Annotated in this window: 17 protein-coding genes and 1 riboswitch; of the genes, 9 read left to right on the top strand and 8 right to left on the bottom strand. The window is 33.6% G+C overall.

Features of this window, described 5'->3' with window-relative positions; translation table 11 throughout:
• Positions 1-17: 17 nt before the first annotated feature.
• Positions 18-1,532, bottom strand: coding sequence for a long-chain-fatty-acid--CoA ligase (locus tag B7R65_RS10150; protein ID WP_088042641.1), 1,515 nt, complete (start codon positions 1,530-1,532; stop codon positions 18-20).
• 205 nt (positions 1,533-1,737) lie between these two features.
• Positions 1,738-2,196 (bottom strand): 2,4'-dihydroxyacetophenone dioxygenase family protein, encoded by a 459-nt coding sequence (locus tag B7R65_RS10145; RefSeq protein ID WP_256941249.1) that lies wholly within the window; start codon positions 2,194-2,196, stop codon positions 1,738-1,740.
• 630 nt (positions 2,197-2,826) lie between these two features.
• Here B7R65_RS10145 and B7R65_RS10140 point away from each other — a divergent pair.
• Positions 2,827-4,296, top strand: a complete 1,470-nt coding sequence (locus tag B7R65_RS10140; RefSeq protein ID WP_088042639.1) for a spore germination protein — start codon at positions 2,827-2,829, stop codon at positions 4,294-4,296.
• Positions 4,297-4,440: 144 nt separating this feature from the next.
• Here the strand turns inward: B7R65_RS10140 and B7R65_RS10135 are convergent, their stop codons facing one another.
• On the bottom strand, positions 4,441-5,337 hold the full coding sequence (locus tag B7R65_RS10135; RefSeq protein ID WP_088042638.1) for a LysR family transcriptional regulator: 897 nt from the start codon (positions 5,335-5,337) through the stop codon (positions 4,441-4,443).
• 305 nt (positions 5,338-5,642) lie between these two features.
• Here B7R65_RS10135 and B7R65_RS10130 point away from each other — a divergent pair, with 305 nt between their 5' ends.
• The 8 genes from B7R65_RS10130 (at position 5,643) to B7R65_RS10095 (ending at position 15,956) form a co-directional block, all read left to right on the top strand.
• Positions 5,643-6,434 (top strand): SDR family NAD(P)-dependent oxidoreductase, encoded by a 792-nt coding sequence (locus tag B7R65_RS10130; protein ID WP_088042637.1) that lies wholly within the window; start codon positions 5,643-5,645, stop codon positions 6,432-6,434.
• A gap of 69 nt (positions 6,435-6,503) precedes the next feature.
• Complete coding sequence (locus tag B7R65_RS10125) at positions 6,504-7,271, top strand: SDR family NAD(P)-dependent oxidoreductase (protein WP_088042636.1); 768 nt, start codon at positions 6,504-6,506, stop codon at positions 7,269-7,271.
• Between the two features lie 211 nt (positions 7,272-7,482).
• A complete protein-coding gene (locus tag B7R65_RS10120) occupies positions 7,483-8,442 on the top strand; it encodes a formylglycine-generating enzyme family protein (RefSeq protein WP_088042635.1) in 960 nt (319 codons plus the stop codon).
• Positions 8,443-8,584: 142 nt separating this feature from the next.
• On the top strand, positions 8,585-10,705 hold the full coding sequence (locus B7R65_RS10115; protein ID WP_179194830.1) for an arylsulfatase: 2,121 nt from the start codon (positions 8,585-8,587) through the stop codon (positions 10,703-10,705).
• 105 nt (positions 10,706-10,810) lie between these two features.
• Entirely contained in the window at positions 10,811-12,079 is a 1,269-nt protein-coding gene (locus B7R65_RS10110) for an MFS transporter (protein ID WP_088042633.1), read from the top strand.
• 215 nt (positions 12,080-12,294) lie between these two features.
• Positions 12,295-13,776, top strand: a complete 1,482-nt coding sequence (locus B7R65_RS10105; RefSeq protein WP_088042632.1) for a spore germination protein — start codon at positions 12,295-12,297, stop codon at positions 13,774-13,776.
• A gap of 18 nt (positions 13,777-13,794) precedes the next feature.
• A complete protein-coding gene (locus B7R65_RS10100; RefSeq protein WP_088042631.1) occupies positions 13,795-14,880 on the top strand; it encodes a GerAB/ArcD/ProY family transporter in 1,086 nt (361 codons plus the stop codon).
• A complete protein-coding gene (locus B7R65_RS10095) occupies positions 14,877-15,956 on the top strand; it encodes a Ger(x)C family spore germination protein (protein ID WP_088042630.1) in 1,080 nt (359 codons plus the stop codon). Before B7R65_RS10100 ends, B7R65_RS10095 begins: the two co-directional genes overlap by 4 nt.
• A 70-nt stretch (positions 15,957-16,026) precedes the next feature.
• Here B7R65_RS10095 and B7R65_RS10090 read toward each other — a convergent pair whose 3' ends face one another.
• The 5 genes from B7R65_RS10090 to kdpB all read right to left on the bottom strand — a co-directional run bounded on the left by B7R65_RS10090 (position 16,027) and on the right by kdpB (position 23,777).
• Positions 16,027-17,931 carry an APC family permease gene (locus tag B7R65_RS10090; RefSeq protein ID WP_088042629.1) on the bottom strand — a complete coding sequence of 635 codons (1,905 nt, stop codon included), beginning with the start codon at positions 17,929-17,931 and terminating at the stop codon, positions 16,027-16,029.
• A gap of 76 nt (positions 17,932-18,007) precedes the next feature.
• Positions 18,008-18,141, bottom strand: a riboswitch (cyclic di-AMP (ydaO/yuaA leader).
• Between the two features lie 297 nt (positions 18,142-18,438).
• The gene (locus tag B7R65_RS10085; RefSeq protein ID WP_088042628.1) at positions 18,439-18,696 is read right to left on the bottom strand and encodes a hypothetical protein; all 258 of its coding nucleotides are present in this window, start codon (positions 18,694-18,696) and stop codon (positions 18,439-18,441) included.
• Between the two features lie 55 nt (positions 18,697-18,751).
• Positions 18,752-21,094: a universal stress protein gene (locus B7R65_RS21900; protein WP_088042627.1), complete on the bottom strand. Its 2,343-nt coding sequence runs from the start codon at positions 21,092-21,094 to the stop codon at positions 18,752-18,754.
• Positions 21,095-21,152: 58 nt separating this feature from the next.
• Positions 21,153-21,713 carry a potassium-transporting ATPase subunit KdpC gene (kdpC, locus tag B7R65_RS10075; RefSeq protein WP_088042626.1) on the bottom strand — a complete coding sequence of 187 codons (561 nt, stop codon included), beginning with the start codon at positions 21,711-21,713 and terminating at the stop codon, positions 21,153-21,155.
• 24 nt (positions 21,714-21,737) lie between these two features.
• The gene (kdpB, locus tag B7R65_RS10070; protein ID WP_088042625.1) at positions 21,738-23,777 is read right to left on the bottom strand and encodes a potassium-transporting ATPase subunit KdpB; all 2,040 of its coding nucleotides are present in this window, start codon (positions 23,775-23,777) and stop codon (positions 21,738-21,740) included.
• Between the last annotated feature and the right edge of the window lie 35 nt (positions 23,778-23,812).

Below are 23,812 nucleotides of genomic sequence, written 5' to 3'. Positions count from 1 at the left end.
CAATTCCCGTAAACCACTTATTTACTTTCTACCGATGTACGTAAAGCTCTTCTTAAAATTTTACCCGTACTGTTTTTTGGAAGTTCAGTTAAAATTTCAATTTCTCTTGGTTGCTTGTATTTTGCTAATCTTTCTTGTGCAAATAACAAAATCTCTTCTACAGAAACATTTTGATCGTTACATACGACAAATGCCTTCACACTTTCTCCAAAGTTGCTATCAGGAATTCCAATTACAGCTGCTTCTACTACTGCATGATGTTGATATAAAACCTCTTCTACTTCTCTTGGATAAACATTGTAACCACCTACAATGATTAAATCCTTTATACGGTCGATTATATAAAAATAGCCATCCTCGTCCATCTTTGCTAAGTCACCTGTATAAAACCAACCATCTTTTATAGAAGTAAATGTTGCTTCCGGCATTTCTAAATAACCTAGCATGATATTTGGTCCTTGAATAATTAATTCTCCAACTTCCCCGATAGGTACTTCTAAACCATTTGGATCAACAACTTTATTAGTCACATTTGGAATATTTATACCAACTGAACCTGGTTTTCTAATTCCTTTTAGCGGAGTAAATGTAGCGATAGGAGCTGTTTCAGATAAACCGTAGCCCTCTAATATATCGACTTTATATTTTTCTTGGAAACGATTAAGTAATTCAAGTGGTAATGATGCCCCTCCTGAGAAACATGCTCGAATAGAAGAAAAATCTTCAGCTGTTGCATCAGTTACCTGCAACATAAAACTATACATAGTCGGAACACCAGCAAACAAAGTTACTTTATCTCTTCTTATTGTATTAACTACTTCGGTAGGATTAAATTTAGGAATAATAATAATGTGTGCTCCACATTTAATAGGGGTATTGATACAAACCGTCATACAAAATACATGGAACATTGGTAAAGTAGCGATAATTCGATCATCTTGTGTATAACCAAAGAATTCTGCAAAAGTTTCTGCATTCGATCCCATATTTCTATGAGAAAGCATTGCACCTTTTGGATTTCCTGTTGTACCTGATGTGTATAAAACAACCGCAAGATCATTTTCATCGATAGAAGGTTGAACAAACTCATTATCTGAACTTTGGAGTAGCTGATCCCAGCTATTATAAGAATTAAATGAATCAGTGTAGAATGCCATTTGTAAATTTTCTAGCTTATTTACTAACGTTGACAATAATTGACTTAATCCACTACTTGCAATAACTGCCTTTGCTTTACTATTTGATAGGATGTAAGTAATTTCTCGAGGAGTAAAAATCGGATTAATTGGCACGACTGATGCACCAGTGCGTAGAATTCCATAATATGCAATCACAAATTCAGGACAATTTCCAAGTACCAGCGCTACTCGATCGCCTTTTCCTATACCATTTTCATATAATCCTGCTGCAACTTTATCAACCATTACATCTAATTCTTGATATGTTACACTTTGATCTAAAAATGTAAATACCAAACGATCAGGATACAATGTTGCACTATTTTTTAAATTTCCACTTAAATTGTAACTCATAATACCCTCCTCTTATTCTAAAAATAAATGATACTTTTCAGTTTTTAAAACTCATAAAGTCAATTATGAAAATACAAGAATCTTTTTGGTTAACAGTAGCTTATTAAAAACCTATAAAAAAAAATCTTTTATATAAGTCTCTAAAATCTTTAACCCCCCCTTTAATAAAAGGAGGGGTTAACTGATTTTCTATATTAGTCAAAAATTAAAACTTTGTTAAATCCTTAAATTCTGTTCCAGTTGCATCACAATATTGTTTATACATATCAATAGCAGCTATCCAATTTAATTTTAAAATTGAGTTTCCTTCATCGTCTTGGAAGTCTAATAATCCATCTAAAATATTTAAAACAATTACATCTTCTTCACTTAGCATTTGTGGAGTATGCAGTGATCCTGCTGGTTCAAAAATGACATCTCCTGCTTTAGAAACCCAGTTTTCACCTTCATAGTTCCATGCACCTTGAATCGTATAAACAATAACTGTACCATGATGATAATGTGCAGGCATTACTGCACCTTTTGATGCTTGTAATAAAACAAAAAATTGACCATTAATTGGGTTTGCTTTTAATAATTTAAATTGAACGCCTTCCATCCATGGAATCCATGGTAATTCCTCCGGGTTCATGTAAACTGATTCTAATAATGGATATTCTGCCATTTTAATTCCCTCTTTCATTTTCAATTTTTTTTGTTTTTTATACTAGACACCTTTTGAGGTACCATCAGTAACTACTTCATCAATTGCAATTGCTTGTCCCGTGATAAATCTAGCATCAGCTGAACTTTAGTAATCAACAAACAATTCTCCTCTTCCAGCTAGTAAAAACTAATGATATCAATCTCACTACATAAGTTTTTTAAATTTTCTGAAATTACATTACGTAAAAAAGCAATTTCTATGATTCACCTATGCTATCGCGTAAATTAATCTTTTGTATATCACGTAACAGAAGTAAACGATTTCTCTTCTTAGAAATTAATATACATTTCCTACAAGTTAATATAAAGTGTAAAAAAGTGACAGTTAATTGAATTTAATTCACCTAAAGAATTATTGCTAAATAATCGCTAAATTTTCTTAAATCAAAAATCTCCTCAAACATCCACTTTTCCCTCTATTTCCGACCCACCATAAATACACTTTAATCCAGAGTGAGTCTTCTAAACATGGAATCTTTCATTATGATATTTAGATAAGGCATATATTTGTTGGATTAGAAAAGTTCACTTAGTCAATACTGAATACAGTATTTTAGAAGTATTGATTGACTAGAGGTGAAAGAAAAAAATGAACCAAAATGATCCTATAAATTTTACAATTAGCCTTCATAAAAACATTGAAACGATTAAGGACCACTTAAACAACACAACTGAATTAGTCGTCCGGACAATTCGAATCGGTAAACCAAAACCATTAGAAGTATCACTTATCTATCTGGATGATCTTGTAAATGCGGATGTAATTCGAGATTTTCTTATTACGCCATTGTTTTTATTCCAAGACATCAAAGAAATCGGAAAGGAACCACTCATTGACTACTTAGCTACTCGTCATATTCGAGCATCTTCAGTTGAAATAGTGACATCTTTTGAGGATGCACTTAATGGGATCGTCCGAGGAAGAACACTGATTTTAGTCGATGGTTATAATAATGGAATTATCGCAGAAACCACCCAATGGCAACAGCGTTCTGTTGCACCTAGTATTAGAGAGCGTTCTACTAATGGTCCAATGATTGGGTTATCAGAACAATTAAAAGTGAACTTAAATTTAATCCGTAGTTATATTCAATCACCGGATTTATGCGTTGAATCGAAACAAATCGGGCGCTTTGCTAAAACGGACCTTGCAATTGTTTATTTAAAAAATAAAGTAGATAAGCTTGCCTTGGAAGAGGTTCAAACACGTATTGAAAATCTTGATGTCGAATACGTCATAGAGCCTAGAGTTGTTGAAGATGCTTTGGAAGGTAGGAAGAAGCCATTTTTCCCTCTTGTATACAATACTGAGATGCCAGACATAACAGCTAATGCTTTATATGAAGGGCGAATTGCTATTATTATGAATGGTTCACCAGTTGCGTCGATTGCACCTACATTATTTGTACACTATTTGTCGCAACCTACAGAATACTATTCGAAAATTGGAAGGTTTTCGAATCGATTGATTCTCCTTTTTTGTATCTTTTTGACTGTCTACTTACCGGGTATCTATCTTGCAGTAGCTAATTTTCATAGTAATTGGTTCCCAGTAAAATTTGCAAAAAAATATTTTACACATTCCGATACCATACTTTCCTTTCCACTTGAAATTGGTATACTAATATTCGTTTTATACTTAATGAGTTTAGCAGCCTTTCGAATTCCAACCGATTTAATTGTAGTTGCTTCTCTGGTTGGAACAATGGTGGTTAGTACAACATTAGTCGATTCCAAATTAGTCCATTCTCTTAGTTTAATTATTGTAGGAATCACTTTTTTAACCGGTTTACTGTTTATCTCAGGAGGGTTAATCAGTACATTGAATACGTTACGAATTATTTTTTCAATCGTAGGTTGTTTCTTTGGTTTAACCACAATGGGAATATGTTTCCTATTATTTTTTATTTATATGTCTCGTCTACGATCAGTCGGTGTTCCGTATTTAGCACCGATTATTCCATTTCGACCTCAGGAGTTTAAAGATGTGTTTTATCGTGGAGATTTAAAGAAACTACTCAATAGTCCACACAAGTTTCCGCATGACGATAAAGAATAGTTCACACTATCGTTTAATATCGTAATTAAAAAATGATCTTCAATTTTCTTGAAGATCATTTTTAGTGTTAAAGAAAATTCTTCGCTTACGGAAATTTTATTTCTTAAATTTTCCAAAACAAACAAAAGTTAATTCAAAACAGTCTTAATTAAAATTTTGCTTAAAAGCTTTTATAAATTCTTTACTATGCTCAGATAATCTTTTGCGTTTAGATCGAACGATTCCAAAGGAAAATCGATCAGAACTGGGATGTATAAAAGGAATTGTAATAATATCTCCATTTATAATACTAGGAACCTTATTTAAAAATATATTCATTGAAAAAACAATCCCTAAACCTTCTGATACCGCTTCAGAAATAACGTTTACATTGTTTGTTGTTAATAATATATTCATTTCGGGAACATACTTAATTAGTTCATTTACAAAATCCTCCATTAGTGGATCTTCAGAAAGAATGACAGATTGATTAGCTAGATCCTCAACTTGAACATATTCCAAAAAAGATAGTGGAGAATTCTTGCTTACACAAATGACTGTGCCACCTTCTAGAATGGATTCAAATTCTATTTCTGGATGTGTTGCTACCATTTCGTCAGTAAATACTGTGATACCGAAATCAATCTTATCTGTTAAAGCATCATTGAGGATAGCATATGGTTTTTTTTCGAAAATCTCAATTTGACTATAAGGATAATTTTTTTTATATGTTACAAGGGTGCTAGGCACAATAAACATAGCGTTTGTACTAGCGGCTAATGAGATATTAACTTTTTCTGGATTATTATTTTGATGCGCAAAAATAGATATATCTTCGACTTTCAGTAAGATTTCATGTGCTTTACTGACAATAAACTTGCCTTCATCTGTAAGTTCAGCACCTAGTCTTGAACGATTAAATACCTTAATTTGAAGTTCCATTTCTAAATTAGTTATGGCTTTACTAATACCGGACGGAGAAATATGAAGATTCTCAGCAGCATTTATGATTGATTTTGTTTTAGCAACCTCAATTACATACTCCAATTGTAATAAGTTCATCTAATCACCCTTTTTCTTTTGAATGAAAAAAATTCAACTAAGTCTCACTTATTTACACTTTATATTAACTTAAAGGAAAAGTATATTAATTTTAACGTAGTGAAAGCGTTTACTTCTAAGTGTCATCTTAGAATACACCCTTCGCTATAAATATGAACTATCTATTTTTCTAATGGGGGTGCAATTAATCATTTAAATAGATCACTTAAATTTAACAGAATTACATTTAGTACATTAGTACAGATTTTTAAAGACTTTCGCTTTCGATTAACAGTTTTAGATATCCCAATTCTAGGAGGTTTAAAATGAGTCAATATGAATCTATCTTAATTACAGGTGCAGCAAGTGGATTAGGTTTAGGTGTAGCTAAGCATTATAGTAAAAATAAAAATGTACATATTTTTTTAATAGATATAAATCCTACAAACTTAGAAAATGCTAAAAAAGCATGTGTAGAGCTAGGAGCTACCGTCCATACTAAAATAGCGAATATTATGGATGAGAAAGCTATGAAAACTGTCATAAATGAATGCGATGAAATAAAGCCACTCGACTTAATTATTGCGAATGCTGCAGGACAAAGACCTGGAAGTACAAGCAGAACGGAAGATACTCCTGAAGATATCATGTGGGCAACCAAAATTTGTGTAAATGGAGTCGCAAATACGGTTTTTCCAGCTCTAGATTTGATGAAATCCAGAGGAAAAGGACATATTGTCATGACTTCATCTGCGTCTTCTTACATTGGATTATGGGGTTTACCTGGATATGCAGCTGGTAAAATGTGGGTCCGCCGATTAGCAGAAATGTTGCCTACTTCCTACCCTGAGTTAACATTTACTGCCATTGCTCCTGGGCCAGTAAAAACACCATTATGGATTGAATCTAATCTTGATTCAGAAACTGGAGAATTAAAAAAAGGTGGAATGAAATTACAGCCATTAAGTGTTGAAGAAGGTGTCGAGTACTACGTAAAAGGAATTGAGAGCAAAGAAGTATTTTACTGCTTCCCACCAGAACTTGGTGAGCAATTATCAATGGCAGAAAAGCTTTCATATGAAGAAAAAATGAGTTTAATCAAGAGTCATGCCAATTAAGATCACTTTTTTACACAATAAAATATCAGAAAATTTAAAAAATAAATCACTAAAAGGAGCTGGATTAGTATGTTTTCACTAAAAGGAAAAGTTGCTGTAATCACTGGAGGAGGTTCAGGTATTGGACTTGCTACTGTTAAACGCTTTAATCAAGCTGGAGCTACAGTTGTAGTTGCTGATCTTACAGACGAAACAAAACTAGCATTAGAAATTGATGGTTTGTATATCAAAACAGATGTTTCAAATGAAAATGATGTACAAGCTTTACTTGAAAAAACTGTTGAAGCATATGGCCGAATTGATATTCTTTTTAACAATGCTGGAATTGGTAGAGGGTTAACTATGATGTCTGATGCTGTATCAGAAGATTATGAAGCATCTTTTAAAGTAAACACGATGGGTGTATTGTATGGTCTAAAACATGGATCTGTTCACTTAAGTGATGGAGGGGTAATTATTAATTCTGCATCTGTAGCAGGTTTACAAGGTGTGCCAACATATGGACCATATGTTGCATCAAAGCATGCTGTTATCGGACTTACTAAAACTGCTGCACTTGAGTTAAGCCCTCGTAATATTCGTGTAAACTGCATTTGTCCTGGAACAATTGAAACACCAATGTTGCAAAATAGTTCTGCTCCTGAACAAAGAGCAATTAATAACATGGTTACACCTCTTGGTCGTTCTGGTTTACCTGAAGAAGTTGCTTCATTAGTTCATTTCTTAAGCTCGGACGATGCTAAATTTATTACAGGTCAAGCTGTCACTATTGATGGAGGAATTACTGCTGGTACTTCATTGGGAATTTGGTCTGGATTAGCAGCATTAGCAAAATAAACGTATATTAGATTTAATTTTTTCAACAGAAATTAAAAAAGGAACTTCATTTTGAGTTCCTTTTTGTTGCATAAAGAACTAATAGCAAAGTTGGTTCTAAGTAGGAGAAACATTATGTAAGATTTATGTATCCTTCTTTTTTATTATTCACTAAATAGCTGATTAAACGAATTGCCTGTTACATCCATAACTTTTAAAGTGAGTGATTTGAATGGAATTCGAAATAATAAATGATTGCTGTTCTCCAACAAAACCAAAATCAAACTTAACTCAATATAAAGAAATAAGTGCTGTTACTAGTTGTCAAAATCGATCAAACAAAGATATGGTTTACCTCCCTGGCGGAGAATTCCTGATGGGTACAGATGATCCAGATGGATATAATGCTGATGGTGAAGGACCTATACGTAAAATAAAAGTAAATCCATTCTATATAGATACTTGTACGGTTACAAATTCTCAATTTAAAGACTTTGTAAATGATACCGGCTATAAAACTGAAGCTGAAGTTTATGGTTGGTCCTTTGTTTTTCATTCGCTTGTAACTTCTGAAACCAAGAAGAATGTTATACAACATGTTCATCAAACTCCTTGGTGGCTCGTTGTAGATGGAGCAGACTGGCAACATCCTGAAGGACCAGATTCAACGATTGAAAATCGACTTGATCATCCGGTAATTCACGTATCCTGGAATGATGCTTCCGCTTATTGCATTTGGGCTCAGAAAAGGTTGCCAACAGAAGCTGAGTGGGAATATGCGGCTCGGGGTGGTTTAGAACAAAAAAAATATGCTTGGGGCGACGAATTGCACCCAAACGGTGAACATTATGCAAATATTTGGCAAGGACAATTTCCGAATGACAATCAAGCTTTAGACGGATATGAAGGAACAGCCCCTGCTAGGTCGTTTACTCCTAATAATTTTGGCTTATATAATGTTTCAGGAAATATATGGGAATGGTGTTCTGATTGGTTCAGTCCAACTTATCATTTACAAGACACGAGAGAAAATCCAAAAGGTATTCCAAGTGGAACTTCCAAAGTAATTCGTGGCGGCTCCTATCTATGTCACGAATCTTACTGTAATCGTTATCGAGTAGCTGCCCGTAGTTCCAATACGCCAGACAGTTCTACTGGGAATATGGGATTTCGATGTGCTAGAGATGCGTAAAAAAACATGCCAAATAGCTTTGTTTTAACAACCAGTTGACTTCCACTCTTTTAATAATAAATATAAGTTGACAACTTTAATCAATCGTATACTAACGCCATTAATAGATTAGTTAATTTTACTATTTAAAGGAGCTATGAATATGAAAAATAATATCGTATATATTGTACTTGATGATATGGGTTTTTCAGACCTAGGTTGTTACGGTTCAGAAATTATGACGCCAAATATCGATCGTTTAGCTCAAAATGGATTGAGTTATAATAACTTCCATGTTACGCCCCTTTGCTCCCCTACTCGAGCAAGTTTATTAACTGGGCGAAATCACCATTCTGTAGGTATGGGTCTTCTATCAAATTTTGATTTAGGTCCTGATGTCCCGAGCACACGTGGTAAAATAATTCCTTCCGCAGGAACGATAGCTGAAATTCTTAAAGAAAATGATTATAGTACTTTTGCTATAGGAAAATGGCATTTGGCACCTATTTATGAAGAATCAGCTGCTGGCCCTTTTCATAACTGGCCGCTAGGAAAAGGCTTTGATCGATTTTACGGATTTTTAGAAGGCATGACAGATCAATATACACCTAGTTTAGTTTACGATAATCATAGTGTGGAGCCTCCAAAGAAACCTGATTACCATCTTTCAGAGGATCTTGTCGATCATGGGATAAAGTTTATTTCTGACCATGCTTCAATTTATCCAGAGAAACCATTTTTTATGTATCTTGCCTTTGGCGCACAGCATTCACCACATCAAGTTTCCAAGCGTTATATCGATATGTATAAAGGAACATATAACAAAGGTTGGGAGCGAATTCGTGAAGAAAGGCTTGAACGTCAAAAATCATTAGGAATTGTTCCATCTGATACTGTACTTGCTGAACGCAATCCTGGTGTAAAGGAATGGGACAAACTTTCCAATGATGAAAAGCATCTTTTTGAAAGATTCCAAGAAACATATGCGGGATTCCTTACTCACACAGATGAACAGATTGGTAGATTCATTGACTTTCTTGAAGCAATTGGTCAATTGGATAATACGATGATTGTATTTCTATCTGATAATGGTGCAAGCCAAGAAGGCGAATTTGATGGCATTTTGGAACAAAATTCCTACTTCAACGGTGTTCCAACAACTGCTGAAAGTATGAAAGATCGCATTGATGAAATAGGTGGACCAAATACACAACCTAACTATCCTCGTGGCTGGGCACAAGCTAGCAATACACCTTTTAAATATTATAAGCAAACAACTTTTGACGGTGGTATTCATGTTCCGTTGATTTATCATTTCCCAAATCGAATCATGGATAGTGGGAACGTTCGCGATCAGTTCCATCACGTGATTGATGTCACTCCTACTGTTCTAGAATTAGCAGGAATAAGTGCACCTGAAGAAATCAAAGGCGTTAAACAAATGCCGATGCACGGAGTGAGCATGGAGTATACATTTGAAGATCCTGCAGTTCATACAAGACGGGAAACTCAATATTTCCTTATGGCAGGACAGCGTGCGATTTGGCATGATGGCTGGAAGGCGATCTCTTTTCATACAAAAGGAACCCCATTCGAAGAAGACCAATGGTGCTTATTTAACATAAACAAAGATTTTTCTCAAAGTGACGATTTGGCTGCAATGTACCCTGAAAAACTTAAAGAATTACAAGATATCTGGTTCGAAGAAGTAAAAGAATATAATGCGCTTCCGATGATTGATCAAACGATCGAATTATTCGCTTACATCTCCCCTGATGATAAAGTAAGATCTCGTACAGAGTTTACTTTCTTCCCAGGAATGAGTCATAGTCTTGCATCACCACCTATATTAAATCGATCTTACGAGATTTCTGTGCCGATTGATCGTCCAAGCAAAGACTGCGAAGGTGTATTGATTGCACAAGGAAATCAATACAGTGGATATACAATGTATATTCAAAATAATCGTTTATTTTATGAGTATAATTATGTGGGGACAGTCTATAAAATTGAATCCAATCTAGAAGTTCCAATTGGAATATCAACAGTTCATTTTGAATTTTCGAAATCAGGTCTTTTAAAAGGAATAGGGAAGCTATTTATCGATAATCATCAGGTTGGCGAAGTCGAAATGCCAAAAACCTTACCGTTTTTGATTTCAACTGAAGGATTAGATATTGGACGAGATGCTTATTTACCTGTTAGTAAAAACTATGCAGATTTGGAAGACTTTGCGTTTACAGGTAAAATACAAAAAGTCGAGTTTAAATTACAAAACGATTAAGTAGAAGTTAATAGAAAGTATGGTTAGGCCATACTTTCTGACCTATTGTATGAGCAGGAATAGCAAAGGCAATTGAAAAAATTAATTTGTAAGGGAGTGCTTTACATGAAACGCTGGGTAATTCTCATTATGTTGTTAATCGCAACACTTATTAATTTTGCTGATAAATCCTCAACAAGTGTCGCATCTGTTTTTATCATAAAAGATTTTAACCTATCCTATGTACAATATGGTTTACTCGGAAGTATATTTTTCTGGTTTTTTGCTGTATCTGGTGTAGTCGGAGGAGCTTGGTCTGATAAAATTGGTACAAAAAAGATGTTAGGCATTCTCATAATCGCTTGGACACTATTACAATTTGGAACTTTTTTCATAACAAGTTTTAGCTTTCTACTTATCTATCGAATTCTACTTGGTGTATTTGAAGGCCCATTCGGACCTGTGGCAATCAGCCATATAAGCAGAGTATTTCCAGCAGAATCTCGCGGTTTGGCTTTTTCGGTCATTAATGTAGGTGCGATGATTGGTGCAATGGCATTGACACCTGTTTTAGTACACGTAAATCAAACGTATGGCTGGAGAACTTCATTTGTGGCTTTAGGTGTAGCTAGTCTTATTTGGGTACTTATTTGGCCATTTGTTAAAGAGAAATCAAAAACAACTGTTGAAACAACAAATGTAAAATTGCCTGTTGAAAAACTCAAATGGTCCGAATTTAAACCAATTTTATTCTCCCCTACTTTAATTTTTACTTTACTTAATTTATTTGCTAGTTTCGGCTTTGTCGTATGGATTTCAGTATGGCTACCAGTCTATTTGGTAAAAGGTATACATTTAACCCAAACAAAAATGGGACTAGCAGTTTTATCAATTGGCCTTATTAACACGGTAGTGTCCATCAGTGCTTCGATCTGTTCTGATAAGTTATTTAAGAAATCGAATAATATACGTACTTCTCGTGTTTTATATTCAGCCTTACTACAAGTTATTAGTGCCGTATTACTTTTTTCAGCAACACTTGTACAAGCTCCAGTATTATTAATTGCAATTATAGGTGTAGCTCTAGGATTAACAACGAACATGTTAAATGTTGGTCCGATTATCATGATGAGTTTACTTCCAACTAGACGCGGGTTGATGGTAAGTCTCGGTACTTCTTTTCAAAATCTATCAGGTATCATTGGTCCACTTGTTTGCGGTTACCTGATCGACCTGGCAGGAAAAAACACATTACAGGGGTTTAATTACACGATTATGTTTACTGCAGCCGTCATAGTGATCGGTTGCGCTTTATTTGCTAAATTTGCAAAACCTGACTCACCTATAGTACAGAACACTACAGACATCAAGTTTAGAGAACCAAAGGAAATTTAAAATTATTATTAATTTTAACCAAAACCACTCATTGAGTGGTTTTTTGTACGTACATATAAGCCTTTACGACCCTCCCCCTTCTTGTGTGGTTATAATAGCATTTTATTTTATCTCGCATTGGTGAGCATTTACTTACATGTCAATTCTTGCCACTCCTCTTGAATAATTATCATTCAACTTCCAAATCCTACTATTAAAAAGTAAGAGGAAGAACTATGTTCAATAATAATAATAATAATAAAGAAGAAGTATCTTCAAAAAATTGGATGGATGATTTAAAGAATTCCAATGATTTTATTTCATATACAACTACTCCCGATGAAGAGCATTACTATTGTATTTCTTTTTTTCAAACCTTAGTTTCGACGGAAATACAACATAATCAAGTTTTTCCTATATTAACAAAAAATCTAACTTTAGAAGAATTAAAATCTCAAATTCCAATTCAACAACTAATTATTACGACTGATAGTAGCATAATAAAAAGTAAGCTTCTGCAAGGTTTTATGGCTATTCAATATCAAAACAATAAAAATGAATGCCTCCTTGTTAATGTTGAAAACAATTTTTCACGAACAATTGGTCCACCTTTAATGGAATCAACTACTCTAGGTCCACAGGTTGGATTTGTTGAGGATATCGATGTAAACATTAATTTAATTCGAAAAAAACTACCTATTACTGATCTGCATCTGAAGGAATTAACTGTAGGAGAATTATCAAAAACAAGAGTAGCAGTTATGCACTTAAGCGGAATTGCGGACGAAGAAAATTTACATACAGTTACTCAACGGATTAAAGAAATTCAGTATGACCATATTTCGGATAGTTCATATATTTCGACTATGATAGGTGACAATACAAATTCTATTTTTCCTCAATCCATTCCTACTGAACGAATAGATCGCGCGGTTGCTGGTTTAACAGAAGGTAAAATCGTAATCGTTGTGGATGGGTCTCCAAATCTTATTCTTACACCTGCATTAATTGACGAAACAATTATTGCAATGGAAGACTATTATGTTAATTGGGTACTAGCAACTTTTTTCCGTTTGTTGAGAATTTTCGGACTTACGCTTGCAGTGTTTATCACACCACTTTATGTTGCTGTATTAACCTACCATTATGAGTTAATTCCACCGCAATTACTAGAATCACTTGTATCTTCTAGAGCATCTGTTCCTTTTCCACCAATAATTGAAGTGTTATTTTTAGAAATTACCATTGAGCTAGTAAAGGAAGCCGGTCTTCGTTTACCATCGAAAATTGGTCAAACACTAGGGATCGTTGGAGGAATCGTAATTGGTCAAGCGGTTGTTGAAGCAAAGTTAACAAGTAACATTCTTTTAATATTTGTTGGATTAGGTACACTTGCATCCTATACATCAGCAATATATAAATTTAACAATACAATTCGTTTTTTAAGGTTTCCAGTCATCTTAATGTCACAATTTATTGGATTACTAGGTATTTTTATGAGCTTTATTTTTCTAATTGCTCATTTATTAAGATTAACTTCTCTTGGTAGGCCATATTTAGGATCCTACCCTTATCGAAAAACAGCGATATATGACTTATGGATAAGATTGCCTTTTAGTAAACAAATGAAAAATCCTACTAACTTAAGACCGAACAAAAAAATTAGATCAACAAATGATATTAAACGTCCGGGACCACCAAGTGATTTTGACGAATAAATTCTAAGGAGATTATAAATGACGATATATAGAAGACAACAGGTTTCTCCCTATCTCCTATTTTTTATTATTACTAGCTCACAAATAGGGGTCGGTGTCTTAGGATTTCAACGAATTATCGCTAAAGATGCAGGTTATGATGCATGGATCAGTGTGATAATTGCAGGACTATTTGTCCATCTAGTCGTATGGTTAATGTTTAAATTGTTAACTGCTGCAAATGGAGATATTATCGATGCCCATAATCAATTCTTTGGAAAGATTTTCGGGTCAATGCTTAGCTTAGTCATCATGATTTATTATTTGATTGCCTGTATTTCTGTGCTCAGATTATATATTGAAATTGTCCAAGTATGGATGTTTCCGACTTTACCTACATGGGTACTGAGTACTTTAATCTTATTATTATGCTATTACATCGTTTCAGGCGGTTTTCGGGTAGTAACTGGAATTGCTTTTTTATCAGGAATATTTACAGCAATTCTTTACGCACTACTATTTCATTTACCAATAAAATATATTCATATTGATAATTTATTGCCTGTTTTTGACCATTCATTTAAAGAACTTTTATTATCTGCAAAACAATCAATTTACACAATGGCAGGTTTTGAAATTTTGCTAATGGTTTATCCCTTTATCCGGAATGGCAACAAATCTCAAAAATTCGCTCAATATGGTGTAGCTTTTTCCAGTTTGATCTTCACTTTATCTGCATTCACAACGTTTTTACTATTAAGTGAAAAACAAATTGAACATATAATTTGGTCAAGAATCTACATTGCAAAACTAATTCATTTTCCTTTTTTAGAAAGGTTTGAATACATTTTGATTTCTACTTTCTTAATAAAAGTAATTTCAATCATAGCATTACTACTATGGAGTACGAGCAGAGGAATGAAATTAATATTTAAATTCAAGCAAAAATATAATTTAATTTTAATAAGCTTCATCAGCATCATTGTCTGTCAATTACTAGACACGCGTTATATTCTAAATACGTTTGTTGATTTTACTAGTAAAATCTCTCTTTGGCTTTTTTATATTTATATCCCATTATTTTCAATCGTTTACATTTTTACAAAATCGGGGAGATCAACATGAGACAGTATCTTCTTATTTTATTAATTTGTATGACATTTGTTTTAACAAGTTGTTCATTTATCCCTTCTTCAAATGTAAATGAAATAAATATTATTCAAGGAGCTGGTTTTGATCAAGAACAAAACCAGCTCAGAGCAACTGTCACCTTTCCGATCTTTCGAGCAAACGAAACAACTGAATTTGATATCGTATCTGCGAAGGGAGATACCCTCAAAAACACAAGGGAAAAAATAGATAAACAAATCCGTCATCGAATGATGTCTGGTCAACTTCGCCTTGTCGTTTTTAGTTTAGATTTGGCTAAAAAAGGAATATATCCAATAGTTGATACGTTTAATCGAGATCCGGCAATTGGAAATTTATTACAAATGGCTGTAGTGGAAGGAGAAACTTTCGATTTACTATCTTTAAAGGAATATAAACAAGAAAACATCTCATTATACCTTCATGATTTACTGCAACAAAATTCAGAAACAGGTCCGATGCCTAAAAGTGACTTCTCAACCTATTTATATCAATATTTTGAAGAAGGACAGGATCCTTTTTTACCCATGATAAAAAATGATAAAGGTACGATTAAAATTACAGGAATCGCCATATTTAAGGACGACAAGTTCGTTGTAAAGATACCTTGGAATGATGCCTTCGCTTTCAAAACTTTAATGGAATCCTATAAGAAAGGGTTTCATCAATTTAAATTTAAAGGACAGCATATAGCCATAGATAATATTAACTCCAAAATTAAATATAAAATTAAAATGAAAAAAGGTAAACCAGAATTTAATATTCATCTTGATATGAATGCAAGAATTCTAGAATATACAGGTCCAAAGCCAATATTATTACCTAAACATATTAAGGAAATTAGTAAACAAATAAAAAAACAGATTGAAAAAGATCAGATGGAGTTAATAAGTATATTTCAAAAGAATAATGTTGACCCTTTAGGGTTTGGTTCCAAATTAGAAGCCCATAAAAGAAATTTTGATTATAAAAAATGGAAAGAACAATATCCACATGTAAAGGTAAAAATTAAAGTTGATTTAGATATTCTTCATACTGGAATTGTTGAATAAGTGAGCCAAATCGAGGTTTCTACAAAAAGTAAAAAAGCATGAAATTAGTATAATTCCATGCTTTTTTATTTTATTTTCTTAAATGATAAGGAACTGTTGTAATAACAACATCTTTCTGTCTGATTAACCATAATCGAAGTAGCAACGCAGTTTGATTGTGCAACAGATTATGCCACCATTTTTTGGGGATAAATTGTGGAATGACAATTTGAATATGACTATTAGTTCCTCTTCCTTCTACTAATTTAATGAATCTTGAAAGTGGTTCTAATACTGATCTATATTGACTTTTTAGTACAACTAGTCGACAAGGATTCCCCCACTCCTCCCACTTTTCTTCCATCCTCTGAATAGATTCATCATCAAATCCTACATAGACCGCTATCAAATCCTCAGAAATACCTTTTGCGAAAGATAGTGTATTATGAACTACTCGATGAGTACCAGAAACTAACACAATTGTGATGACTTTATTTGCTTCTGGTTTAAAGGTGCTTAAATCAATACGCAATTCTTGTGCGACATTTTGATAATGTTTATAAATTGCTAATGAAAGGAATATGATACTCGGTATGACGACTAAGACAACCCATGCACCATCTATAAATTTTGTAACTGCAAATATGACTGTAACAACAGATGTTACGATTAAACCGACTAAATTAATCGCTAATTTCACTTGCCAATTTGGCCCTTTTACACGTTTCCATCTTCTAGTTAATCCTAATTGTGCAATTGTAAAAGAAAGGAATACACCAATTGCATATAACGGTATTAGTGCATTTGTATGAGCTTGGAATGCAATGATTAATATACTTGCTGCAGCTGCAAGTGCAATAATTCCGTTTGAATAACCTAGACGATCTCCACGATTTGTAAAACCTCTAGGTAAAAATCCATCAGCCGCTACTATAGCTGCTAATTGTGAAAAACCTGTAAATGTTGAATTTGCTGCTAAAATCAGAATGATAAAAGTGAACCAAATGATTACTTGATAAAGAATTCCATGTCCAAAATATACCTGAATCAGTTGTGATAACATTGTATCATTTGGATTTGGTGCTATTCCATTAACATATAAATGATATGCAAAACCTAAAAGTGTTACAGAGGTAATCACACCTAGTGCTATATATGTTTTGATTGCATTTTTTTGTCGTGGTTCTCTAAAAATTGGTACTGCATTTGAAATTGTTTCAATTCCAGTTAAAGCTGAACATGCCGAACTAAATGCTTTTAACACTAATAGGATACTTAAACCTTGAGGAACTGTTCCAAATGACGGTGTATGATGTTGTACAAAACCATTTTGGAATTCATCAAAAAAACCAGTAAATATTAAAAGTAACATACATATCATAAATCCAAATGTCGGCCATGCGAAAATTTTGGCTGATTCTGCTACACCTCGTAAATTAACAACTAATAAGATAAATACGCATAAAATTGCTAAAACAGTTTCATAAGGTGCAACAGTTGGATATGCAGAAGACACTGCCTCAAGCGCTGCGGAAACAGAAACTGCAACTGTTAAAATATAATCCACTAAAAGTGAACTTGAAGCAACTAGTGACACCCATCTTTGCTTAAAATTATCTTTTGCAATTGCATAAGCTCCTCCTCCACTAGGATAAGCTAAAATCCCCATTATATATGAAAGAATTAGAATTCCTAATAGAATAACTGACGCAATCGTTATCGGTATGATATACCATTTTGCTTCTGGACCTAGACCAATCAACTCAGTCATACCTGCTTCTGGTCCATAAGAGACAGATGAATAGAGATCAGCAGCAAGAATTGGTAAAGCAATAAACCAAATCAATTTATTATGCTGTGCATGAACCTCAGCAGTTCTCATTGGTCTACCAATGAAAATTCGTTTTACACTGTTAAAGTTAGAAATGGAGTACCAGATTGCAAAAATTGCTAAAATAAATAATCCAAGCTCCATATAATCAGATGGATGATGCATTTTTTTCTCCCCTTTCTTAAAAAAGCGCACAAAAAAACACTAAGCTTTACTTAGTGTTTGTAAAAAATACTAAATAAACCCCTTCTTTAAATGCTGACGAGGTTAGCTGTCGGATTCGGGATTAAAGAATACCCCTACCTTAACAAAAAGGATTCACCCCAATAAAGAAATGGTTCCCCCGCTCTTTTTAAGATTAAGCAATTTAGGTTATGTACTAGTTCAAATATATAATTTCCAAATGTAACTATATATCGCTATGTCAAATTTGTAAAGATAATTTTTTTTTGACTTATTTTGATAAAAATTTTCACTATCGTAAAGAATACATCTCTCTATTAAAGAAGGAGTGCCTTGTATTCGTAATATAAGGCCTTCATATCTGAAAATTTCATATTAACAGTTATTACGATCAAAATGAAAATTAAATTAAATAAAAAAATGCATTACTTCCTTTAGAAGTAATGCAGCAATTTAAAATAAATTAGTCTTTATAAACCATACATTCATTTATTGTTCAATTTCATTCTTTTCAATTAGATATGAATGCAATGGAAAATGTTTTTGCAAGTAACTTTTATACACTCTAACTGCTTGCTCTACTGTTCTCAATTCTTCTTTTGTTTCTGCTCCATTTATTAGATGATCAATAATTAATGGCCAGCTGACTAAATCAATATCCCTACTGTTCTCAGTTTTAAATTTCATTTCTAATTTTTCGAATTTAATTAGTGCTTTATTAAATTTTATTTTTTTCAAGAACGACATCGCTTTACTCCTATTAATAAATTAAATATATTTTTTCAGAAAATAAAATAATAAATCATGGATTGGATGTTTGATCACCAACTACCAAAACATCTAAATGCCTTAATTCTCTTAATAATTTTTGGACAATTGAGCCCGTTTTTATTTCTTCCCATCTCGTACGAGCAGACTGCCCCATAATAACTTGAGTTGTATTTTTCTCGGTCATTCTTGTAACTAACTCTAAAAAAACATGTCGACGGTCTGTTGCTGCATATACTTCAAATACTCCTCCTAGTCGTTGAGTCAGTTCTTTTATTTTCTTTAAAGAAAGAACTTCTTCTTCAGATAGATCTTCATGATCTTTAACATATGCAACATACCAAGTTGCTTTTAATCTATAGGCAATTCGAAAACCACGGCGAATGAGTCTTTCACTATCAGTTCTTAAATTTACACAAACGAAAATAACTTCTTCTTGCCTCCAAGGACCACGTAATGTTAAGTCTCTTTCCCATGCCTCTAAACGTTCATCTACATCATCTGCAATTTCTCTAAGCGCTAACTCGCGAAGGGCAATTAGATTTCCAGTCTTAAAAAAATTAGTTAGTGACTGTTCGATTTTAATCGGAGCGTAAATTCGGCCTTCTCTCATTCTTTCTCGAAGTGCTTTTGGTGAAATATCAATTAATTCAACTTCATCTGCATTTCTTAGAATATGGTCTGGTACTGTTTCTCTCACTCGTACACCTGTGATTTGTTCCACACTATCATTTAGACTTTCAATATGTTGTATATTCATAGTAGAAATGACAGATATACCCGCTTTTAAAATTTCCTCTACATCCTCATATCTTTTATGAAACTTACTTTCTGTCACATTTGTATGAGCTAACTCATCAATTAAAACGACCTCTGGATTACGCTTGATAATAGCATCCGAATCCATTTCCTCTAGCGTAGTACCCTTATAAGATATCTTTTTTCGAGGTACGATTTCCAAATCACCTATTTTTTCAATTGTTTCTTTTCGACCATGAGTTTCCAATAATCCTATAACGATATCAATACCATTTTTCCTTATTTCATTTGCTTCTCTTAACATTGTATAAGTTTTCCCTACGCCTGGCGCTGCACCAATATATACTTTTAATGAGCCTCGTTTTATCTTATTGATTTCACTAACTAGTTCTTGAGGTGTTAAACGACGATAAGGATCGACAATTTCTTTACTTACTTGTTTGGTAGGTATTACTCTTTCTCCATCTTTTTCCGCTCTGTCTGCAACAATAAAGACATCTATATTTTTTGTTTTTCTTAAAATTTTGTTAATAATAGATCCGTAAACAATTTCTTCAAATCGGGTTCTTTTGGATTGTCCCATTACAATACTAGTAATATTATGTTGGGTTGCATATTGGACAACTTGATCTGCAATTGAATCACTTTTTAGAGGTAATTCTTCAAATTCACCTCCCAATTTTTCTACTAATTTTATGATTGATCTTTTAAAAGTCAATTCATTACTAGTAAATTTTTTGTTAGGCGGTTGAAAACAAACGACATGCAAATCACCACTTAATCTCTTAGAAATTTGTTGTCCCCTTCGAACTAAAATTGATCCATTCCAATGATATTGGACTGTAACTAATATTTTTTCTGAAGCTCCAGATGGTCCAACCATACCATGTTTTTCCCGATATTCATCAAGAGCATCATTTACTTCACCTGCTATAAATCTTAAGGCTAGTTCACGCAGTACAGCAAGATTGCTTTGATGATAAAGTTGAATTCTATTTATATTGTACTCCTCATTAGATTCAATATCCTCATCTTGTGATCTTTTTAAAAGCACTTCAGGAGTTACATCTAATAGCCTAACGTCATCTGCCAAAGCTAGCGTCTCTTCAGGTACAAATAAATTAACTTTTACATTTCCACCTGTTAACTTATCAGCTTCTTCATGAACTTCTTTTATTTCATATATATTCATCGTCGTAATAACACTTATATTTTTACTTACTAAATAATTAATATCATCTAAACGTGTTGGAAAAGTTGCTTTCGGGCGATTTTGGTGAGCTAGTGCATCAACTAACAAGACCTCCGGATTACGAGTCACAATTGCATCTAGATCAAGGTCCTGTTTTAACACTCCATTATCTTCCCATTTAATCGATGGAATTTTTTCCAAACATCCAATTTGTTCAATTGTTTTTTGCCGATTTGTTTCGCTAATTAATCCAATAACTACATCGATTCCACGTTCTTTAAGTACATTTCCTTCTTGAAGCAAGTGATATGTTTTTCCAGAGCCACTTACTGTACCAACGATAATTTTCAATCTACCTTTTCGTATTTTTTGAATCGATAATAGTATTTCTTCAGGTGTCTTTCTTCGGAATTGCTTATCACTCAATTATTCTACCTCCTTTCTTTAATCATAGTGAAAAAGGAGAGAAAAATTCTCCCCTTTTTTATTTCAAATTCTTTAGAGCGATGTTTAACTCCAATACATTTACACGTGGTTCTCCAAATATACCTAATTGACGACCAATTGTATGTTTATTTATTAACGATACTAATTGTTTTTGTGAAATTCCTGTGGCCTTAGATATTCTAGGTACCTGTGCTTTTGCACCTTCAGGCGATAAATCCGGATCAAATCCAGAACCAGATGTAGTTACTAAATCAGCTGGTATGTTTTTTCCTAAGTCATTATTCTCTTTTCTAATTTCATTTATTTTTTCTTTGGTTGCTTTAACATATTCATCTGATGCAACTGCTGCATTCGTTGCGGCAGAAGCAGTTGGATTGTAATTAGCCGCAGAAGCTCTAGAATGGAACCAATCAGGACCTTTAAATTCTTGGGCTAATAATTTTGAACCTTCAATTTTACCATTTGATTTTATTAAACTTCCTTCAGCTTGTTTCGGAAATAGAACTTGTGCAACTCCTGTCGTTGCTAGTGGATAAGCAAATCCACATAATAGCAATAATATGATAGATGCCCTAAGCGCAACCATTAATGATTTCAAGGTGAAATCCTCCATTCTCTTCAATTACACAAATTGTAGTGTTGATACTAATATGTCTATGATTTTTATTCCAACAAACGGTGCAATCACTCCTCCAAGTCCATATATTAATAAGTTCCTTGAAAGAAGTTTATTTGCATCCATTGGCTTATATTTCGCACCCTTCATTGCAACCGGAATCAGGAGCGGTATGATGATAGCGTTAAATATTAAAGCTGATAGAATTGCAGACTTTGGTGAATTCAATCCCATAATATTAAGATATTGAAGCTGCGGTATTGCCATAATAAATAGCGCAGGAATAATCGCGAAGTACTTCGCAATATCATTTGCAATGGAAAAAGTTGTTAATGATCCACGTGTTATTAACAGTTGCTTTCCAATTGCAATAACAGACAATAGTTTCGTCGGATCTGAATCTAAATCAATCATATTAGCTGCTTCTTTTGCTGCCATTGTACCTGAGTTCATCGCTAAACCTACATCTGCTTGAGCTAGAGCTGGAGCATCATTTGTCCCGTCACCTGTCATTGCAACAAGTTTCCCTTCAGCTTGTTCTTTCTTAATTGCCTCAATTTTATCTTCTGGTTTTGCTTCAGCAATAAATTCATCTACCCCTGCTTCTCTTGCAATCGTTGCAGCTGTTAAAGGATTATCACCTGTGCACATAACAGTTTTAATTCCCATTGCTCTTAGTTCATCAAATCGTTCTTTTAGTCCTGGTTTAACGGTATCCTTTAAATATATTACTCCATAAATTTTGTCATTTATCGAAACTGCAAGTGGCGTGCCCCCTGCTTTGGCTACAACATTTGATTTTGCTTCAAGATCAGTAGGAATACTTCCACCTTTAGCAGTTATATATTTTTTAATTGCATCTACTGCACCTTTTCTTATTTCCGTTCCATTTTTTAAATTTAAACCGGACATTCTAGTTTCTGCAGTAAATTCGATTATTTCTGCATCTTTGTATTCAATTTCATCCCAGCTAATCCCAAACTTATGCGCCAATTCAACTACTGAACGACCTTCTGGCGTTTCGTCTTTAACAGAAGATTGTAAAGAAGCCAATCTTACTTCTTTTTCAGTTATTTTCCCTACTGGGATGAACTCACTTGCCATTCGATTTCCAAATGTGATTGTACCTGTTTTATCTAAGATCATCGTATCTATATCACCAGCAGCTTCTACTGCTTTACCTGACATAGCTAATACATTAAATTGTGTAACACGATTCATCCCAGCAATTCCAATAGCAGATAATAATCCACCAATCGTAGTCGGAATTAAACATACTAGCAGAGCAATTAATGTTGCTACATCAATCGAAACATTTAAATAATTAGCTATTGGAACAAGCGTCATAATAACAATCAAAAATACTAATGTTAACACAGCTAATAAAGTTGTTAATGCCACTTCATTTGGTGTTTTTTGACGAGCTGCTCCTTCTACTAACGAAATCATACGATCTATAAATGATTCGCCTGGATCTGTTTGGATTTTTACAATAATATAATCTGAAACTACTCTAGTTCCTCCTGTTACGGAAGAAAAATCTCCTCCAGCTTCTTTTATAACAGGTGCTGATTCACCTGTGATAGCTGATTCATCTATTGATGCAAGACCCTCTATAATTTCACCATCTGAAGGTATAATCTCACCCGTGTCTACTCGAACAATGTCACCTTTTCGTAAAGAAGTCGATGGTGCTTCTTGATAAGAACCATCTTTTTGTCTTACTTTTGCCATCGTTTCTGATTTTGTTTTTCTAAGTGTATCTGCCTGTGCCTTTCCACGTCCTTCTGCTAGTGCTTCAGCAAAATTTGCAAATAACACAGTAAATAAAAGAATTAGAAATACTGCAATATTGTATCCTCTTCCTACAGTACTTATAGCAAAAATATCTGGTTTAATAGAAAGAATTAATGTAATCAAAGTTCCAACTTCAACTACAAACATTACTGGATTTTTAATCATTGCGACCGGATTCAATTTCTTAAATGAATCTACTACTGCTTGAATTTTTATTTCGTTTGATAATGGTTTATTCTCAATTGCCATGAGGTCTCCTCCTTAGTTATTACCGCTCCAAAATA

The organism is Bacillus sp. EAC (assembly GCF_002156875.1).
In the GTDB taxonomy this organism is placed as follows: domain Bacteria; phylum Bacillota; class Bacilli; order Bacillales; family Bacillaceae_G; genus Gottfriedia.
Note: the sequence above shows the minus strand (reverse complement) of the source record. Positions and strands in the feature narration are given on the sequence as shown.

Excerpts from the sequence above, each read along its gene's own strand:
- B7R65_RS10085 (WP_088042628.1), bottom strand. The coding sequence starts at position 18,696 with ATGTCGTTCTTGAAAAAAATAAAATTTAATAAAGCACTAATTAAATTC.
- B7R65_RS10090 (WP_088042629.1), bottom strand. The coding sequence starts at position 17,931 with ATGCATCATCCATCTGATTATATGGAGCTTGGATTATTTATTTTAGCA.
- B7R65_RS10125 (WP_088042636.1), top strand. The coding sequence starts at position 6,504 with ATGTTTTCACTAAAAGGAAAAGTTGCTGTAATCACTGGAGGAGGTTCA.
- B7R65_RS10145 (WP_256941249.1), bottom strand. The coding sequence starts at position 2,196 with ATGGCAGAATATCCATTATTAGAATCAGTTTACATGAACCCGGAGGAA.
- B7R65_RS10130 (WP_088042637.1), top strand. The coding sequence starts at position 5,643 with ATGAGTCAATATGAATCTATCTTAATTACAGGTGCAGCAAGTGGATTA.
- B7R65_RS10115 (WP_179194830.1), top strand. The coding sequence starts at position 8,585 with ATGAAAAATAATATCGTATATATTGTACTTGATGATATGGGTTTTTCA.
- B7R65_RS10140 (WP_088042639.1), top strand. The coding sequence starts at position 2,827 with ATGAACCAAAATGATCCTATAAATTTTACAATTAGCCTTCATAAAAAC.
- B7R65_RS10120 (WP_088042635.1), top strand. The coding sequence starts at position 7,483 with ATGGAATTCGAAATAATAAATGATTGCTGTTCTCCAACAAAACCAAAA.
- B7R65_RS10105 (WP_088042632.1), top strand. The coding sequence starts at position 12,295 with ATGTTCAATAATAATAATAATAATAAAGAAGAAGTATCTTCAAAAAAT.
- B7R65_RS10135 (WP_088042638.1), bottom strand. The coding sequence starts at position 5,337 with ATGAACTTATTACAATTGGAGTATGTAATTGAGGTTGCTAAAACAAAA.
- kdpB (WP_088042625.1), bottom strand. The coding sequence starts at position 23,777 with ATGGCAATTGAGAATAAACCATTATCAAACGAAATAAAAATTCAAGCA.
- B7R65_RS10100 (WP_088042631.1), top strand. The coding sequence starts at position 13,795 with ATGACGATATATAGAAGACAACAGGTTTCTCCCTATCTCCTATTTTTT.
- B7R65_RS10095 (WP_088042630.1), top strand. The coding sequence starts at position 14,877 with ATGAGACAGTATCTTCTTATTTTATTAATTTGTATGACATTTGTTTTA.
- B7R65_RS10150 (WP_088042641.1), bottom strand. The coding sequence starts at position 1,532 with ATGAGTTACAATTTAAGTGGAAATTTAAAAAATAGTGCAACATTGTAT.
- B7R65_RS10110 (WP_088042633.1), top strand. The coding sequence starts at position 10,811 with ATGAAACGCTGGGTAATTCTCATTATGTTGTTAATCGCAACACTTATT.